Annotated in this window: 17 protein-coding genes, 1 tRNA gene and 1 other RNA gene; 17 read left to right on the top strand and 2 right to left on the bottom strand. The window is 61.0% G+C overall.

The window, feature by feature from the left end:
- Positions 1-598 precede the first annotated feature (598 nt).
- The 9 genes from Q1W26_RS02005 to Q1W26_RS01965 all read left to right on the top strand — a co-directional run bounded on the left by Q1W26_RS02005 (position 599) and on the right by Q1W26_RS01965 (position 7,750).
- A complete protein-coding gene (locus Q1W26_RS02005; RefSeq protein ID WP_366143624.1) occupies positions 599-817 on the top strand; it encodes a hypothetical protein in 219 nt (72 codons plus the stop codon).
- A gap of 330 nt (positions 818-1,147) precedes the next feature.
- Positions 1,148-1,232 (top strand) — tRNA-Leu (locus tag Q1W26_RS02000).
- Positions 1,233-1,612: 380 nt separating this feature from the next.
- An RNA gene (gene ffs / locus Q1W26_RS01995) (signal recognition particle sRNA small type) lies at positions 1,613-1,711 on the top strand.
- A 410-nt stretch (positions 1,712-2,121) separates the two neighbouring features.
- Positions 2,122-4,074 carry a DNA polymerase III subunit gamma/tau gene (gene dnaX / locus Q1W26_RS01990; RefSeq protein ID WP_300435166.1) on the top strand — a complete coding sequence of 651 codons (1,953 nt, stop codon included), beginning with the start codon at positions 2,122-2,124 and terminating at the stop codon, positions 4,072-4,074.
- Between the two features lie 21 nt (positions 4,075-4,095).
- A complete protein-coding gene (locus tag Q1W26_RS01985; RefSeq protein ID WP_300435164.1) occupies positions 4,096-4,419 on the top strand; it encodes a YbaB/EbfC family nucleoid-associated protein in 324 nt (107 codons plus the stop codon).
- 10 nt (positions 4,420-4,429) lie between these two features.
- Positions 4,430-5,026 (top strand): recombination mediator RecR, encoded by a 597-nt coding sequence (recR, locus tag Q1W26_RS01980; protein WP_300435161.1) that lies wholly within the window; start codon positions 4,430-4,432, stop codon positions 5,024-5,026.
- A gap of 24 nt (positions 5,027-5,050) precedes the next feature.
- Positions 5,051-6,250, top strand: coding sequence for a CaiB/BaiF CoA-transferase family protein (locus tag Q1W26_RS01975; protein ID WP_300435158.1), 1,200 nt, complete (start codon positions 5,051-5,053; stop codon positions 6,248-6,250).
- Positions 6,251-6,341: 91 nt separating this feature from the next.
- Positions 6,342-7,361 (top strand): UDP-glucose 4-epimerase GalE, encoded by a 1,020-nt coding sequence (gene galE, locus Q1W26_RS01970; RefSeq protein WP_300435155.1) that lies wholly within the window; start codon positions 6,342-6,344, stop codon positions 7,359-7,361.
- Positions 7,362-7,375: 14 nt separating this feature from the next.
- On the top strand, positions 7,376-7,750 hold the full coding sequence (locus Q1W26_RS01965; protein WP_300435152.1) for a DUF2237 domain-containing protein: 375 nt from the start codon (positions 7,376-7,378) through the stop codon (positions 7,748-7,750).
- Positions 7,751-7,762: 12 nt separating this feature from the next.
- Here Q1W26_RS01965 and dacB read toward each other — a convergent pair whose 3' ends face one another.
- Positions 7,763-9,142: a D-alanyl-D-alanine carboxypeptidase/D-alanyl-D-alanine-endopeptidase gene (dacB, locus tag Q1W26_RS01960; protein ID WP_300435174.1), complete on the bottom strand. Its 1,380-nt coding sequence runs from the start codon at positions 9,140-9,142 to the stop codon at positions 7,763-7,765.
- 326 nt (positions 9,143-9,468) lie between these two features.
- Here dacB and petA point away from each other — a divergent pair, with 326 nt between their 5' ends.
- From petA to Q1W26_RS01925, 7 genes are all read left to right on the top strand, one after another.
- The gene (gene petA, locus Q1W26_RS01955; protein WP_300435150.1) at positions 9,469-10,062 is read left to right on the top strand and encodes a ubiquinol-cytochrome c reductase iron-sulfur subunit; all 594 of its coding nucleotides are present in this window, start codon (positions 9,469-9,471) and stop codon (positions 10,060-10,062) included.
- A gap of 3 nt (positions 10,063-10,065) precedes the next feature.
- The gene (locus Q1W26_RS01950; protein ID WP_300435148.1) at positions 10,066-11,349 is read left to right on the top strand and encodes a cytochrome bc complex cytochrome b subunit; all 1,284 of its coding nucleotides are present in this window, start codon (positions 10,066-10,068) and stop codon (positions 11,347-11,349) included.
- Between the two features lie 14 nt (positions 11,350-11,363).
- Positions 11,364-12,107: a cytochrome c1 gene (locus Q1W26_RS01945; RefSeq protein ID WP_300435146.1), complete on the top strand. Its 744-nt coding sequence runs from the start codon at positions 11,364-11,366 to the stop codon at positions 12,105-12,107.
- A gap of 105 nt (positions 12,108-12,212) precedes the next feature.
- The gene (locus tag Q1W26_RS01940; RefSeq protein WP_300435171.1) at positions 12,213-12,809 is read left to right on the top strand and encodes a glutathione S-transferase N-terminal domain-containing protein; all 597 of its coding nucleotides are present in this window, start codon (positions 12,213-12,215) and stop codon (positions 12,807-12,809) included.
- A gap of 135 nt (positions 12,810-12,944) precedes the next feature.
- Positions 12,945-13,397 carry a ClpXP protease specificity-enhancing factor gene (locus Q1W26_RS01935; RefSeq protein ID WP_300435143.1) on the top strand — a complete coding sequence of 151 codons (453 nt, stop codon included), beginning with the start codon at positions 12,945-12,947 and terminating at the stop codon, positions 13,395-13,397.
- Positions 13,398-13,494: 97 nt separating this feature from the next.
- Positions 13,495-14,004, top strand: a complete 510-nt coding sequence (locus Q1W26_RS01930) for a hemerythrin domain-containing protein (RefSeq protein WP_300435141.1) — start codon at positions 13,495-13,497, stop codon at positions 14,002-14,004.
- Positions 14,005-14,221: 217 nt separating this feature from the next.
- Positions 14,222-15,103, top strand: coding sequence for a flagellar brake protein (locus tag Q1W26_RS01925; RefSeq protein ID WP_300435139.1), 882 nt, complete (start codon positions 14,222-14,224; stop codon positions 15,101-15,103).
- On the opposite strand, the gene Q1W26_RS01920 is transcribed toward Q1W26_RS01925, so the two are convergent.
- Positions 15,067-16,383, bottom strand: a complete 1,317-nt coding sequence (locus Q1W26_RS01920; protein ID WP_300435136.1) for a D-amino acid dehydrogenase — start codon at positions 16,381-16,383, stop codon at positions 15,067-15,069. The two genes, Q1W26_RS01925 and Q1W26_RS01920, sit on opposite strands and share 37 nt — an antisense overlap.
- A 135-nt stretch (positions 16,384-16,518) precedes the next feature.
- Between Q1W26_RS01920 and Q1W26_RS01915 the strand changes: the two genes are divergently transcribed.
- Positions 16,519-17,520 carry a class 1 fructose-bisphosphatase gene (locus Q1W26_RS01915; protein WP_300435133.1) on the top strand — a complete coding sequence of 334 codons (1,002 nt, stop codon included), beginning with the start codon at positions 16,519-16,521 and terminating at the stop codon, positions 17,518-17,520.
- Positions 17,521-17,583: the final 63 nt, after the last annotated feature.

Raw genomic sequence — 17,583 nt, 5'->3', positions numbered from 1 at the left:
CAACATCACGCTCCAATCAACCCCCAAAAAACAAAACACTCTCCACTGCGAGCCATTACCGCAGGTCGGCGCAATGTACCGGCCATGCTTAAGCTAACTGTCTGGCTGATTTGCTGGTCTCGAGAGGCGGCGACCTCCAGTTGAAGTCGACTCTGTCGCTCTGAAATGCTCGTGGCGGGAGACGTCCCGCACGCACCTGGCAGCCGGAGGTGGCGGGATAGGGATTTGGGGGCTGCTCACCGACGAGCGTCTTGCGTACCCCCCCTCATGCCTGGCTCTACGACGCCTCCTTCCATCGAGCCCTTTGACGAGGTGGCCGCTCTGCGGCATCAGGTCTGTGAGCTCGGAGCCCAAGTGTGCAGCAAGCCTCCTACCGAGCGGCCCCCGCGAGTAGTAGTGGTAGTGAGGAAGAACTTTCTCTTCGCCGGGTCGGAGGCCGGTGGCGGCGATGTACAACCGGATCGCAGCGCTGTCGCCCTGGAATTTCGATCCCACCAAAAACCCTCTCAAAGCCGCCTGACACAAGCACCGTCTTTCCCTCAAGCCCTGAACCCGCAAACCGGCGGATCTGCTGCAATTGCGGATGGAACTCTCCTGAATCCAACCCGCGATCTGGCACCGGATAGTCGTGCTCGAGTCGATCCTCCTTGCGAGGCTGCATCACGTGATTCAATGCATCATGGGCTGGAACGGAGGTCATCTGCACGAATTCGAGATCGCCGGCGAGCGCTACGGCACCCCGACCCGGAGTTTGACCGAGGCGATCCGCCCCGTTTCGAGCAGCGCATCCAGCTCAAGACGGCGCTGGGTGGCGTGAGGTCGTTCACCTATCTCTACGACTTTGGCGATCACTGAGAATACCGGATCAAGGTGGAGCAACGCCGCGCCGCCCGAAGATGTGGGGGGGGTAGGGCTACGCCGACTTCCTGGAAGCCATCTTCGACCAGGATCACCTCGAGCACCGCGCCACGCGGGAGTGTTGCGGCGAGGACTTCGAGCCCGGCCGCTTTGATTTGTCTGCGGTGAACGAGAGCTTGGAGAGGCTGAAGGTATGAGGCGTCAAGTCGGGGTAGAGACGACACTTACAGCAGTTTCTGGCAAAGGTGAGGAAGGCACGTTAAAATACCGAGCTGGCTGTGTTGATTTCGGGGATATGGCGAAATTGGTAGACGCACTAGATTTAGGTTCTAGCGAAGAAATTCGTGTCAGTTCGAGTCTGACTATCCCCACCAGAAATCAGCTATCGCCTTGTTGTAAAAGTAATTCCATCCTGCCTCAAATACCCCGTAAGTAAATACTCAGCACCATTCCACAAAGCACTGACAATCAATTCTGTAGAAGATGTTGAGGTCACGAAGTCGCGCTGCTTTGAGGTGCGGTGATGAAGCTGCGTCGTCCTCAAATGCCTGGCCGCCATCACCGCGTTCAGCACGATGGCGATGTCAGCCCTTTGGATAAGCTCTTGCACGTTGAATGTGCGAGCCAAGTGGGAGCGCCGAGTGGAAGGTTGTAGAGGGCCGGTTCGGTGGACGCCTTTGGGGCGCTGTTGCGGTGCAAAATAGCTGCGAAAGGGATAGGCGGGGTGCTGTCGAGCTGTTAGAATTCTTGCCGTGGCGGGTCTCCCCGCATTGTAGCGCGGTGAACCTGGTCAGGGCCGGAAGGCAGCAGCCACAGCCGTTTCCTGCAAGTGCCGGGGGTCAGGCTCGCCACCCCAAATTCAAGGGGCGTCCATCAGGACGCCCTTTTTTACATGCGCTCCCAGCAAGAGCGCACTCCTGCCGGTGCAAGTCCCTTGGTCAGTTGAGCGCAACGAACGAAGTGCAGCGCCACTTCGTGAGGATGATCCGATCGCAGGAGAGGCACGCTACGCATAAATTGTCAGCAGATGGGCAGGCCGGGTGAACGGGTGTTGGAATGGCTGCGTACGCTCTATGACCGACTCCATAGGTCAATCAAGTCAGATCGGCAGTTGCCGTGGCTTCGAACCGGAAATTCCTTGATTACGCATTCTGGTGGAGATCGTCGAGCGACTGCGGATTTGCATGCCAGGCTGGACGGCGTACTTCCAACCCATGTTCTCGAGTCCGCCGGCACGGTGCCCGAGCCTGATAGAATTCGGCTATGGCTTATCAAGTACTTGCGCGCAAGTGGCGCCCACGCAGTTTCGAGACACTCGTCGGGCAGGAGCACGTGGTTCGGGCGCTGACCCACGCGCTTTCCACCGGCCGGCTGCATCACGCCTATCTGTTCACCGGAACCCGCGGAGTCGGCAAGACCACCATTTCGCGCATTCTCGCCAAGGCGCTCAACTGCGAAACCGGCGTCACACCAACGCCATGTAACCAGTGCTCTGCCTGTCTGGCAATCGATGCCGACCGCTTTCCTGATTACGTGGAAATGGACGCAGCCTCGAATCGAGGTGTGGATGACATGGCGGCGCTGCTGGATCAGGCGGTCTATGCGCCGGTTCAGGGGCGCTACAAGGTTTACATGATCGACGAAGTGCACATGCTCACCGGTCATGCCTTCAACGCCATGCTGAAGACCCTCGAAGAGCCGCCCGAGCATGTCAAGTTCATCATTGCGACAACCGATCCGCAGAAGATCCCGGTGACTGTGCTGTCCCGCTGCCTCCAGTTCAACCTCAAGCAGATGCCCCCCGGGCACATCGTCGCTCATCTCACGCGCCTGCTCGAAGCCGAGGCTGTTCCCTTCGAGCCGGGCGCACTGCGGCATATTGCCAAGGCCGCCAGCGGCTCGATGCGCGATTCCCTGTCGCTACTTGACCAGGCAATTGCTCACGGTGCCGGCAAGGTGGAGGAGCAGGCGGTGCAGGACATGCTCGGCACCGTTGGTGACGATCACCTTTACGCTGTGCTTGATGCTTTACGCGCTGGCGATGTGACCACGCTGATGGCTGCCGTGGAAGGCATGGAGGCGCGTAGCCTGTCGTTCGAGTCGGCATTGCAGTCCCTGGCTGCCCTGCTGCATCGCATCGCGCTGGCGCAGCTCGCTCCCGCGGCTTTGACGGATGAGTTCGAGGCGGTCCGCCTTGCTCCCTATTCCGAGGCGTTTGACCCCGAGTTCCTGCAGCTCGCCTATCAGATCGTGATTCATGGGCGTGATGAGCTGCCGCTGGCGCCAGATGAAACCACCGGTTTTTCAATGACACTGCTGCGCCTGTTTGCCTTCCGTCCGGAGCAGCCTGCAGGGCTGGGCGGGGTGTTGGCTGGAGGTGGTGGCGAGGGGCAGGCGCGAGCCATGCCGGTCGCTTCCCGCGTTGCGGCGCCTGTGATGCGTGCGCCAAACCAGACTGTTGCGCGTCCGCCGACACCGACACCAAGCACGCCCAACCCCATCTCAGCCGCACCACGTCCCGTTGCTTCGGCGCCTGTGCCTGCAAAGATCGATGTTTCTCCGCCGGCGGCGCCAGCCGTCTTCTCCGCGGCTGCCGAGGTGCAGGTCAAGGCTGCCGTGCCTGCAGCGGCAGCGCCGGATTTCGGCAGCAGCGTGCCGCCGTGGGAGGATCTGCCTCCCGAAGCCGATGAAATTGCGCCTGTCCGCTCCGCTCCGCGGCCTGCGGCTGCGCCCGCGCCTGTCGAGCTCCCTGCGCCGGTTCCCGCAGAGGCGCGCCTTCCCGAATCCGCAGTCCCGGCGCCTGCGCGCACGGTGGCGGTCGAGCCTCTGTCGGCAGCCCTCGATTGGCATGCACTGCTTGGAGAACTCGGTCTTGGTGGATTTAACCGCGAGCTTGCCCAGCATAGCGAACTCGTTGGTGTCGCCGATAATGTGCTGAGTTTGCGTCTGTCCCACACCCATCGGCATCTGCTGCAGATCAACCGCGGCGGCCCCGAGAAGTTGCAGGAAGCGCTCTCGGCGCACTTCGGTCGTCCCTTGCGAGTGAATGTCGAAGTCGGCGAGATCGAAACGCTTACACCGGCCCAGCGTAATCAGGCCGAAAAGGCCGGTCGTCATGCCGCAGCGGTTGCCGCATTGGAGCAGGATCCCTTTGTTCGCGAACTGATCGAACGTTTCGATGCGACACTGGAAGAAGCGTCTGTCAAATCCCTCTAACCCTCTCTGGAGAAAGTCACCATGATGAAAGGCGGCATCGCAGGCCTGATGAAACAGGCCCAGCAAATGCAGGACAACATGAAGAAAATGCAGGACAGCCTCGGCGACATCGAAGTCGAAGGCCAGTCCGGCGCCGGTATGGTCAAGGTCACCATGACCTGCAAGTACGACGTTCGCCGTGTCGCCATCGACCCCTCGGTGATGGACGACAAGGAAATGCTCGAAGATCTCGTCGCCGCCGCCGTCAATGACGCCGTGCGCCGTGTCGAATCCACGACCCAGGAAAAGATGTCCGGCTTCACTTCCGGGCTGAACCTGCCGCCGGGCTTCAAGCTGCCGTTCTGATCAAGCTCCCGTGACATCTCCTTCCAGTCTCGATGCCCTTATCGAAGCCTTGCGCTGTCTGCCGGGCGTAGGGCCAAAATCGGCCCAGCGCATGGCCTATCATCTGCTGCAGCGCGACCAGCGTGGTGCGGCGCGGCTGGCAACAGCCCTCGGGCACGCGCTGGAGGTGTTGCGTCACTGTTCCCGCTGCAACACATTCTGTGAGGATGAGGTGTGTTCACGCTGCGCCAACCTGCAGCGTGATGCCAGCCAGTTGTGTGTCGTCGAGATGCCCGCTGACCTGGCGATGCTGGAGCAGACACACAGCTACCATGGCCTTTACTACGTTCTCATGGGGCGCCTGTCGCCTCTCGACGGAGTCGGGCCGCGGGAGCTGGGTCTGGAAAAGCTCCTCGCCCGCGCCTTCGACGGCAAGGTGCAGGAAGTGATCCTTGCCACCAATTTCACCAATGAGGGCGAGGCCACCGCCCACATGATTTCCGAACTGCTGCGCAGCCGCGGCTTGAAGGTCAGCCGTATCGCCCGCGGCATTCCTGTTGGCGGCGAGCTGGAGCACACCGATACGGGCACCATCGCCCAGGCTTTGGTCGAGCGTCGTTCTCTCTGAGCTTCACCCGCTGCGGAGCACCCGATGAGTAATGAAAGCAAGCCGCTTGCCGGCGTGAAGGTGCTGGAGCTCGGCACGCTGATCGCCGGTCCTTTCTGCACGCGCATTCTTGCCGAATTCGGCGCCGAGGTTATCAAGGTTGAATCGCCCGACGGCGGCGATCCGCTACGCCAGTGGCGCAAGCTGCATGCAGGGACTTCGTTGTGGTGGTCGGTGCAGGCCCGCAACAAGCGTTCGCTCACTGCAAATCTGAAACATCCGGAAGGTCTCGCCATTGTGCGGCGGCTTGCCGCCGAGGCGGATATCGTCGTCGAAAACTTCCGTCCCGGCGTGCTCGAAAAGCTTGGCCTCGGCTGGGACGTGCTGTCGGGGGCCAATCCCGGGCTGGTCATGGTGCGTCTGTCGGGCTTTGGCCAGACGGGGCCGTACAAGGATCGGCCGGGCTTTGGGGCGATCGGCGAGTCGATGGGCGGGTTGCGTTACATCACCGGCTTTGCCGACCGTCCGCCGGTGCGCACCGGTATTTCGATCGGTGATTCCATCGCCGCCCTGTGGGCTGCCATTGGCGCGCTGATGGCGCTGCGCCATCGGGAAGTCAATGGTGGAGCCGGCCAGATCGTAGACGTTGCCCTTTACGAGGCTGTCTTTGCGATGATGGAAAGCATGGTGCCGGAATTCGGTGTGGCAGGCTTTGTTCGCGAACGCACCGGCAATGTCATGCCAGGGATCACGCCCTCCAATACCCACACCGCCCGCGATGGCCGCCATATCATCATCGGCGGCAATGGTGATGCGATCTTCCGGCGCCTGATGCGGGCTATCGGCCGGCCGGATCTGGCTGACGAAGCCAGCCTCGCTGATAACGCAGGCCGCGATGCGCGGGCTGACGAACTGTATGCGCTCATCGGTGCCTGGGTGGAAGCCCGCGACGGAGACGAGGTGCTCGCCGCGATGGAGGCGGCGGAGGTGCCAGCCAGCGCGGTTTACTCGGTGGCCGACATGTTCCGCGATGTCCAGTTTGCCGCGCGTGGCATGTTCGAGCCTGCGACCTTGCCGGATGGGCAGTCCATGCATGTTCCCGGAATCGTGCCCAAGCTCAGTGCCACGCCGGGTTCCACCGAGTGGCTTGGGCCGAAGCTCGGCGAGCACACCGACGAAATTCTCACCGGGCTTGGCCTTTCCATCGAGGAAATCGTAGCCCTGCGTGACAAAGGCGCTATCTGACGGCGGAAAGAATCAGTCAGTAAGGCGGCCGGTTTCCGCTGCGCATGTATCATCATGCCCACGTCTTTTATTCTTCCGTGCCACTGACAGCATGCCCACAATTCTAGTGACCGGCGGTGCCGGCTATATCGGTTCCCATACCTGCGTCGAACTGCTTGCTGCAGGATACGACGTGGTTGTTGTCGATAATTTCTGCAACAGCAAGCCCGAGGCTCTGCGCCGCGTTGAGGAACTCGCCGGGCGCAAGCTCGCAGCTTTCTACCGCGCCGACATCCGCGACAAGGCCGCCATGCGCGAGTTGTTTCGCTCTCATGTCATCGACTCGGTCATTCACTTCGCCGCCTTGAAGGCGGTTGGTGAGTCGGTCGCGAAGCCGTTGATGTACTACGACAACAATATCGCCGGCACGGTGGCACTGGCCGAAGTCATGGCCGAGGCTGGCGTCAAGTCGCTGGTTTTCAGTTCGTCGGCCACGGTTTATGGCGATCCGGCCAGTGTGCCGATCCGTGAGGATTTTCCCACCGGCCCGACCAATCCCTATGGCCGCACCAAGTGGATGATGGAGTTCGTGCTCTCCGACCTGGCTGCGGCAGATCCGGAATGGCGTGTGGCCTTGCTGCGCTATTTCAACCCGGTTGGCGCCCACGCTAGCGGGCGCATCGGTGAAGACCCCAACGGCCTGCCCAATAATCTGATGCCCTACGTGAGCCAAGTTGCGGTCGGGCGTTTGCCGCAACTGCGGGTTTTTGGCGGTGATTATCCGACCGTCGATGGCACGGGCGTCCGGGACTACATCCATGTGGTGGACCTTGCGGCAGGGCACGTGGCCGCAGTGCGTCGGCTGGTCGAGCGGCCGGGCGTCCTGACGGTCAATCTCGGCACCGGGCGTGGCTACAGCGTCATCGAGGTGGTCAAGGCCTACGAGCAGGCCAGTGGCCGGAAGGTCGCCTACGAGATCGTTGCCCGGCGTCCCGGTGACGTGGCTCAGTGCTTTGCAGAAACCGCCCTCGCCGAGCAGGAGCTTGGCTGGCGTGCGCACCGCGGCATCGACGAAATGTGTGCAGACGCGTGGCGCTGGCAATCTTCCAACCCACAGGGGTACCCGGATTGAGCAACGAAGACAACATGCCATCCCGCGATGCCTTCAATGTCCTCGGCGGTGCGTTGCAGGCCTGCAGTTACGATCCGCTGACGGGCTGGATGCGTACGGGGTGCTGCGAGGCCGATCCGGGCGACCTGGGGCGTCATCATGTTTGCGTCAAGGTGACGGCAGATTTTCTGAATTTCAGTGCGATGCGCGGTAATGATTTGTCTACTCCGCGCCCCGAATACCGTTTTGCCGGCCTCAAGCCCGGTGATCGCTGGTGCCTCTGCGCCTTTCGCTGGCGCGAGGCCTGGGAGGCGGGCGTGGCGCCGCCGGTGGTGCTCGCCGCGACTCACATGGCCGCGCTGGACGTCATTCCCCTCGACGCTCTCCAGCGTCACGCCCACGACGACTGATGCGCGGGCCGCTCAAAGGCCGGCGACCCATTCAATCAGTGCATCCTGAACGTCCCGGGCGGCGCCGGCGTTGGGGTGGTTGATCATCAGCACAATCGCGTAACGGTGTCCGTTTCTTGCCAGCACGTAGCCGGCAAGGCTGCGCACGCCGTCCAGGGTGCCGGTCTTGACGTGGGCGTAGCCCGCCGCGGGGCTGTTCGGGACGCGTCGGCGCGCGGTGCCGTCTACACCGGCCACCGGTAGCGACGAAACGAGTTCCGGCATCGTTCGGCTGTGCCAAGCCGAGATCAGCAGTTGCCCGAGAGTGTCGGCGCTGATGCGTTCGCTCCGCGACAGTCCGGCACCGTTCTCGATCACCAGTCCGGCGGTCCCGATCCCGTTCGCCGTCAATGTGTTTTTCACTACGGCGATTCCGGCCGTGATTGAATCCTCGCCCGGCTCGGCAAGTGCGCCAAGGGTGGCGAGTACCTGACGGGCGATGACATTGTTCGACCACTTGTTCATGTCGCGCAGCACTTCCGGAAGGTTTGGGGAAACCGTTCCGGCCAGTGGGCGGGCTTGCGGCGGCGTGGGTCCGTCGCGGAAACGGCCGTCGATCTCTCCGCCCAGTTCCTGCCACAGCGTGCGGAAAACCCCTTCGAAAAGTCGATCCGGTGGCAGTGGCGCAATGTTCCAGTCGAAAGGCTCGATACATCCCTGCGGAAGCGATCCTTCAAGATTGAGCTGAAGGCCGGCTGACGTTTCGGCTTTCATGGCTGTCAGCTGCGCGGTCGGGTCGCCGCAGCTGACGCTGGATGTCCGCCGTATGCGGCTGTCGAGCGTGATGCCGGCGGGGAGCGGGTCGCTTGTCGCAATGGCACCGCTGGGCGTCGGTACTACCCGGATGCGCATGGCGCCGTAGTCAACCGACAGCGCGTCGGCACCTGCGTTGTAGGGGCGCAGCGGGCGCTGGTCGAAAGCCGCCGGGTCGTGGCGCGGGAGGCGGAAGAGGCTCCGGTCAGTGATCACGTCACCGCCAATGCGCCGGATGCCCTGGGTGCGGAGTTCCCGCAGCAGCAGCCAGAGACGCTCTCGCGAGAGGCGGGGGTCGCCGCCGCCAGTGATGAACAGATCGCCACGCAGTATTCCGTTGCCGATGTCGGCACTGCCGGCCACGCGGGTGTTCCAGCTAAAGGCCGGCCCAAGCCGCTCGAGGGCTGCGTAGGATGTGACCAGTTTCATGACTGACGCCGGATTCATGGCTTCCCCGCTGCGGTGGGCAATGAGCGGGGCAGGGACGTCCACGTCCTGGACAAGCAATGTAGTTGCGCTACGGGGAACTCCTGCCCGTGCCAGGCTCGCCTCGAGGGCGGACGGCCAGGTTTCGGCATGCGCAGAAGTGGCTGCCAGCATTGGCAGAATGAGCGAAAGCGTGCACAAGAAGAGAGTGGGCGGCATCGGGGCGCGGCTGTTTCGGCGCATGGCAGGATTGTCTGTGCGGCCGGTGATTATGCCGCGGGTGCTCTTGCCTTGGCGTGCTGTGGCGCAGCAATGTCGAGCGTCCAGATGGGCGAGAGTCCATGTCGGCGCATTCGGATGTGCCCCCTGAAATTCGATATTTTCCAATGCTGGCGCGGGTTTAGCGACGCGGCCCTTTTTTTGGATGCGCATTTTCGCTATACTCAGCGAGTTTTCGGTATTGCGATCTTCGAAGTCTCTTTTATTGAGGTTAGTGGGCCATGAGCGTGGATCAAAAAATGGATGGGAGTCGGCGCCAGCTGTTGCTGGTGACGTCGGCGGCGGGGGGCGTGGCTGTTGCAGCTGCCGCTGTTCCGTTTGTCGCAAGCCTGACGCCGTCCGAGCGGGCAAAAGCCGCCGGTGCTCCGGTGGAAGTGGATATCAGCAAGCTGGCCCCGGGCCAGATGATGACTGTCGAATGGCGCGGCAAGCCGGTGTGGATCATCAACCGCACTAAAGAAATGCTGGATTCGCTCAAGAAGACCGAGGGCGAAGTCAGTGACCCGAATTCCGAAAAGCCGATGCAGCCGGAATATGCCAAGAACGAAGGCCGCTCCATCAAGCCGGAAATCCTTGTTGCTGTCGGCATCTGTACCCACTTGGGCTGCTCTCCGTCTGACAAGTTCAAGACCGGAGCCGAAAGCGGTGTAAGCAACGACTGGCCCGGCGGCTTCCTGTGCCCCTGTCACGGTTCCACCTTCGACATGGCCGGCCGCGTCTACAAGAACAAGCCTGCTCCGGACAATCTCGAAATTCCGCCGCACAAGTACGTGGCCGATACCAAGATCCTGATCGGCGAAGACGGAAAGGCATAAACGATGACCACCAAAGCTCAAGCCGTAATGGACTGGATCGACGCGCGTTTTCCGCTGACGTCGACCTACAAGGCGCACCTCTCCGAGTACTACGCGCCCAAGAACTTCAACTTCTGGTATTTCTTCGGCTCGCTGGCACTTCTGGTGCTGGTGCTGCAGATCGTCACCGGCATTTTCCTGGTGATGCACTACAAGCCGGACGCATCCCTTAATGCGTCGGGTGTGCCGGTAGCTTTTGCCTCTGTCGAGTACATCATGCGCGACGTGCCGGGTGGCTGGATCATCCGCTATCTGCACTCCACGGGAGCCTCGGCGTTCTTCGTCGTCGTTTACCTGCACATGTTCCGTGGCATCCTCTATGGCTCCTACCGCAAGCCACGCGAGCTGATCTGGATCTTCGGCACCCTGATCTTCCTGGCGCTGATGGCTGAAGCCTTCATGGGCTATCTGCTGCCCTGGGGGCAGATGTCATTCTGGGGGGCCCAGGTTATCGTGAACCTGTTCTCCGCGATTCCTGTCATCGGTCCCGACCTCTCCGTCGTGATCCGCGGGGATTTCGTGGTTTCGGACGCGACCCTGAACCGTTTCTTCTCCTTCCACGTCATTGCCGTTCCGCTGGTCCTGATCGGCCTGGTTGCCGCCCACATCGTTGCCCTGCACGAAGTTGGCTCCAACAACCCGGATGGCGTCGAAATCAAGAAGAAGAAGGGTCCCGATGGCCACCCGCTGGATGGCATCCCCTTCCACCCCTACTACACCGTCAAGGATATCGTCGGCGTGGTGGGCTTCCTGATCGTGTTCTCCTTCATCGTGTTCTTCGCGCCTGAAGGCGGCGGCTACTTCCTCGAGTACAACAATTTCATCCCGGCTGATCCGCTGAAGACTCCGCCGCACATTGCGCCGGTCTGGTACTTCACGCCGTTCTACTCGCTGCTGCGTGCGATGGTGTGGCCGTTGTTTGGCCTTGATGCCAAGTTCTGGGGTGTTGTTGCTATGGGTGGCGGTGTCGTGATCATTGCCTTCCTGCCTTGGCTCGATCGCAGCCCGGCGAAGTCGATCCGCTATCGCGGCCCGATTTTCAAGACGCTGCTGACGATCTTCATCATCGGTTTTGCGATCCTCGGTTTTCTGGGTACCAAGCCGCCTTCCTACGCATTTTTCGGCGTGATCCCGGGCGCTCCTGTGGCTCAGTTGTTCAGCCTGTACTACTTCCTCTTCTTCCTCACGATGCCGGTGTGGTCGAAGATCGACAAGTGCAAGCCTGTGCCTGATCGCGTGACCGGTTAATGAGAATAGAAGCCATGAAAAAACTTTTGACTGCTCTCCTGTTCGCGCCGTTGCTCGCTTTTGCTAGTGGCGCCGAGCTGCATCTGGACAAGGCCCCGGTGTCAACCGAGCCGGCGGCCCTGCAGAATGGTGCCAAGCTCTTTGTCAATTACTGTCTGAATTGCCACGGCGCCAGCTACATGCGCTACAACCGGCTGCAGCAGATCGGTTTGTCCGAGCAGATGATCAAGGACAACCTGATGTTCACCGCCGACAAGGTCGGTGAGCCGATGCGTATTGCCATGCAGCGCGACGAAGCCAAGCAGTGGTTTGGTGCTGCTCCTCCCGACCTTACTGTGGTTGCCCGTTCGCGGGCTTCCGAGTTCGGCAGCGGTGCCGACTGGCTTTACACCTATTTGCGTGGTTTCTACCGGGACAGCGAACGCCCGACCGGCTGGAACAATGTGATCTTCGAGAACGTGGGCATGCCGCACGTCCTCTATGAGTTGCAGGGTGAGCAACTTGCCAAAGTGTCCGAGAAGGACGACGGCCACGGCGGCAAGATCAAGGAAATCCATCTCGAGCAGGGCAAGCCCGGCAAGATGTCCAAGGATGAGTACGACAAGGCGACCGCCGACCTCGTCTCCTACTTGGTCTGGATGGGTGAGCCGATGGCCGAAACGCGCAAGACCATCGGTACCTTCGTTATCGCCTTCCTTGGCCTTCTCTTTGTCCTTTCCTATCTTCTGAAGAAGAATTTCTGGAAAGACATCCATTAATTGGCGTTTGTTTTGCCGATGCAATCTCTTGCTATCAGTGAGCAAGACGCACCACGCGCGCGGCGCGTGGTGCGTGATTTAGAGTATTCGTGGGGTAACACAACGATGATGAATTTGTATTCCGGAACGACAGATCCTTTTAGTCACCGGTGCCGTATCGTGCTCTTCGAGAAGGGCATGGATTTCCAGGTGATTGATGTCGATCTCTTCAACAAGCCGGAAGACATCGCTGTCATCAATCCGTACAACCGGGTGCCTGTGCTGGTTGATCGCGATCTCGTTCTTTATGAGTCGAACATCATTAACGAGTACATCGACGAGCGTTTCCCGCACCCCCAGTTGATGCCGCCCGATCCGATCATGCGTGCTCGGGCCCGCCAGCTGCTGCACACTTTCGAGCTCGAACTGTTCTCCCACATCGAAGCCCTTGAAAAAAATCCAAAGGGTGCCGAAAAGGAGCGCGCCCATGTGCGTGACCAGCTGACCCAGCTCGCTCCGATGTTTACCAAGCAGAAATTCCTGCTGGGCGATGAGTTTTCCATGCTTGATGTGGCCATTGCGCCGCTGTTGTGGCGTCTTGATCACTACGGAATCGAGTTGCCGCGCTCGGCTGCTCCGCTCATGAAGTACGCTGAGCGCATCTTCAGCCGTCAGGGTTTCATCGATGCGATGACACCTTCCGAGAAAGTCATGCGGCGTTGATTGAATTCCGGGTTGCAGCCTGTCGTGGCTGGCCCGGATTCTTGGCGGTACTTTTGCAGGTTGTGTTCATCGGCCCTGGTTTTCAGCCTTTTTTGCAGCCTGTGGTCTCTGCTTTTCGCCGGAAGGTTCACCTCCATGAGTGAAATCTCCACCAAGCCTTATTTGATTCGTGCAATCTTTCAGTGGTGCACCGATCAGGGGCTGACTCCGTATATCGCTGTTGCCGTGGATCGGCACACGATGGTGCCGCGCCAGTTTGTCCAGGACGGCCAGATCGTCCTGAATATCAGTCCGGATGCTACCCAGAGCTTGGCCATGGGTAACGAACTGATCGCCTTTCAGGCCCGTTTCGGTGGTGTCGCGCAGAATATATCCGTGCCAATCGAGAATGTTGCAGCCATCTATGCACGGGAAAACGGTCATGGCATGGCATTTGAAGTCTCTGAGATCCCCGCCGTCGAGCAGGGAGGGGAGGACTCCGAATCTGATGCGACATCGGTGGGTTTTGCTCCGCAGCCTGCCGACCTTCCTGATGAGTCGCCGGAGCCACCCAAGGGCGGCCGAAGCCACTTGAAACTCGTCAAATAATTTCGACTCGGGCTGCCGGTGCTTGATCTTGCTCAGGGAGCAGGGTGTGGCTGCTGGCGTAGAGTCATTCGTTATTCAAGCTTTGAGGTTTTTCAGTATGGCTGCCATGGAATGGAGTGACAAACTCGCTCTCGGTCTCGAGCCGATGGACAAGACCCACGTTGAATTTGTCGATGCTTACAATCGGCTGTTGAACGTGTCGGGGGCTGAGTTGCTGGTTGCGATGGATGCTTTCATCGAGCACTCCGTCGAGCACTTCGAGCAGGAAAATGCCTGGATGGCGAAAATCGGTTTCCCTGGGTGCCATAAGGCGGAGCATGACCGTGTGCTTGCCGTGTGCCGGGACGTACGCAAGCGCATGGAGCGGGGGGATGCGGCGATTGGCCGGCAGCTGATCCAGGAGATGCCGCTATGGTTCGACAATCATGTGGCGACGATGGACGCCGCTTTGTCGTCCTATATCGAATCAATCGGATTTGACACCGCAACCGGCGAAATCCGCAGTTCGCCGACTGCCGGGTGCGAGGACGCTTCGTCCGCCTGTTGCACTCCGCCGGCGACTCCAGAGTTGTCCCAGACTGAATCGGCTGCGGCCCAGACCGCCTGATTTCGGCTGAGCCCCAAGGTCGGCGGCGCTGCGCTGCGCTGCGCTGCCGCGGCCAGTCCGGAGGCTCGGTCACTCCAGTCGAGTTTCATCTTCGGCTGCCGACATGCTGAGGCGCGGTCTTGCCTGGCCGTCTCTCCCTCCGTAAAAAATTAATACCTCAAGTCGTGCTCAGTAATGACGATATCCCGCTCACTTGTGTTCACATGGCGGGCGGGTGATGTCTTTTGTACGAGTCAATAGCGGCGAAGTCGAAATCGGCAGGCCCGTGCCATGGGCGCTCTATGACGACAGGAAGCAGCTCCTGTTGGCGCGTGGGGTCGTGGTCGAAACCGAAAGCCAGAAGAAGGCGCTGATGGAGAGGGGGCTTTTTCGCAAGCTTCCGATCAGCGATACGCGTCTCAACACCACGGATAGTGGCGAGAAGCCGGCCGATGACCAGTGTGGTTTCGACGAGATCAGGCTCGATATCGGGGACACCCTGCAGCTACAGGCTCAGGGGGATGCCGGGCAGGCGCGCTACTACGTCAAGCTCATCGGCTATCTGAAAGGCAAGAGCGTCATCGTTTCGACGCCGACCCAGGATGGCAAGGTTCTGCTTATGCGTGAAGGGCAGGGGTTTGTCGTGAGGATGTTCTCGGGCAAAAGCGTCTATGCCTTCGGGACGACAATCTACAAGGTGGCCAATGTTCCGTTTCCCCATCTGCACCTGAGCTACCCGGCCCAGGTGCGCGGGCTGGTCGTGCGTCGCGGGGCGCGGGCGCGGGTCAATCTGATCTGCGCTGTGACCGGTGCGGATGGCCGTCCGCATGCTGCTTCGCTGGTGGATCTGAGTACCGGCGGCGCGATGCTGACTGCCAAGGCTCCGATCGGCGTCAAGGATGAAAAAATCTCGATCAAGTTCCGCGTTGTGGTCAGCGATGTCGAGCAATACCTGACGATTCCGGCGCTGCTGCGCTCGGTACATTCCGGTGCGCGCCAGGAAGGCGAGGAACCGTTGGTTAACCACGGAGTTCAGTTTGACGAACTGTCCCATGCCGAGCAGGTGGTTTTGTCTGCCTTTGTTTACCGCGTTTTATTCGAGGAAACAGCTGAAAGCTGAGCACGGCCTGGCGACCAGCGTGGGCCCGGGCCAAGGAAGGGGAAGTCCGGTTTGGGGCGTTGTCCGGTGATGATGTCGGAAATCGCCTTGCCGGAGCCGCAGGCGAGGGTCCATCCCAGGGTGCCGTGGCCGGTATTGAGGAACAGGTTGGCAATGCGGGTCCGCCCGATCAGGGGGACATTGCTCGGTGTGGCTGGACGCAGGCCGCACCAGTGTTCGGCGCCGGAGAGATCGGCAACGCCCGGCAGGTGATCCTCAAGCCAGTCCATGATTGCTGCGCCGCGGGCCGGATTGGGTGAAAGGTTGTAGCCGACGAGTTCTGCAGTGCCTGCCACCCGCAAGTGGCTGCCGAGCCGGGAGCAGACCACGCGACGTGATTCGTCGGTCAGGCTCAGGTGCGGGGCCCGCGCCTCGTCGAGAATCGGTACGGTGATCGAATAGCCCTTGACCGGGTAGATCGGGAGTTCTATTCCGAGCTGACGGGCGAGGAGGGGGCTGTAGCTTCCCGCTGCCAGCACGACGGCGTCGGCACGCATGACGCCAGCGCGGTTTTCTCCATCAAATACGCGCACGCCCATGATTTTTCCATGGACGACATCGAAATCATAAACGCGGTTGTTCAGGTAAAAGTTAACCCCGGCCTCCTGTGCCTTCTGGGCCAGTGCTGTGCAGAACAGGTGGGCGTTGCCGGTTTCGTCGTCAAGTCCGTGGAGCGAGCCGGCCAGGCGCGGGCGCAGCGTAGCGAGGGCGGGCTCGACGGCGATGGTCTGGTCGGGATCGAGGATGCGGCCGGCGATGCCGAAATCCTGTAGCAGCCTTAGCTTGGCGGGCAGGTGGGCGAATTCGCGGGGGGTTTCAAAAAGATGGAGGATGCCGCCTTCGCGGGATTCGTACTCGATGCCGGTGGCGGCGCGCAAGGCTCGCAGTTCGAGGCGGCTGTAGGCGGCCAGGTGGGCGATGGCAGCGGTATTGCGGGCGGTTCGTCCGGGCAGGCATTCGCGCAGGAAGGATGCCGCCCAGTGCCACTGGGCGGCATCGGCACGGAGCCGGAACAGCAGCGGTGCATCCTCGCGGCCCAGCCAGCGCAGCACGGTGGCGGGGGCCGACGGGTTGGCCCAGGGTTCGGGATGGCTGACGGAGATTTGTCCGCCGTTGGCAAAGCTGGTTTCCAGGCCCGGACCGGGCTGGCGGTCTACGACCGTTACGCTGCAGCCGGCCTGGGCGAGATACCAGGCGCTTGTGACGCCAGCGAGGCCGGCGCCGATGACCAGAACTTCCATGATGCCTTGGGAAAAGTGCTCCGGATGGGGCGGCGGATCCGCCGCTTTTCAATCGAGCCCGCAATCATAAACGACGAAAGCTCGCGATCCGGGCGATAATCTTCACTTTTAGAGGTTATCCCGGAGATCCGAGTCATGCGTCGAGTCACGCTCACCCAATTCCTTATCGAACAACAGCGCAAGGGCCTGATGGGCGCCGATTTGCGCCTGTTGATGGAAGTCGTCGCCCGGGCCGTCAAGGCCATTGCAGTCAACGTGTCTAAAGGCGCCCTGGCCGATGTGCTCGGCGAGGCCGGCAGCGACAACGTGCAGGGTGAAGCCCAGAAGAAGCTCGACGTCATCGCCAACGACATCCTGATCCAGGCCAACGAATGGGGCGGCCATCTGGCGGCGATGGCCTCCGAGGAGGTCGAGGAAATCCGCCCGATCCCCAGCGACTATCCGCGAGGCGGCTTCCTGCTGCTGTTCGATCCCCTCGACGGTTCATCCAACATCGACGTGAATATTTCCGTTGGCACCATTTTCTCGGTGCTCAAGTGCCCCGAGGGCAATGCGGTGCCCACCGAGGCCGATTTCATGCAGCCGGGTACTTCCCAGGTGGCGGCAGGCTATTCAGTGTACGGCCCGGCCACCCAGCTGGTCCTTACCGTTGGCGACGGCGTGCATGGCTTCACGCTGGATCGCGAGATGGGCAGCTTCATCTACACCCATCCCAACATGACGATTCCCGAGGACACCAAGGAATACGCCATCAATGCTTCCAACCAGCGCTACTGGGAGCCGCCGGTGCAGCGCTACATCAGTGAGCTGCAGGCCGGCAAGGAAGGCCCCCGCGAGCGTGATTTCAACATGCGCTGGGTCGCCTCGATGGTTGCCGACGTGCATCGCATCCTGACCCGCGGTGGCGTTTTCATGTACCCGATGGACAGCAAGATGCAGGCCCAGGGCGGCAAGCTGCGCCTGATGTATGAAGCCAACCCGATGGCCATGATCGTCGAGGCTGCCGGCGGCGCCGCCACCACAGGGCGCGAGCGCATTCTTTCCATCCAGCCGACCAAACTGCACCAGCGCGTGCCGGTTGTTCTGGGTTCGAAGAACGAAGTCGAGCGGGTGACCCGCTACCACAACGAGGGCTGATTTCCGGCCTTCGTCCGGGCTGGTCGGGCCGTGCTTCCTGCCGGCCCCTTGCCCGGACGCTTC

It is taken from the genome of Zoogloea sp., assembly GCF_030157465.1.
Classification (GTDB): Bacteria; Pseudomonadota; Gammaproteobacteria; order Burkholderiales; family Rhodocyclaceae; genus Zoogloea.
This window is presented reverse-complemented; position numbering and strand designations above follow the sequence as displayed.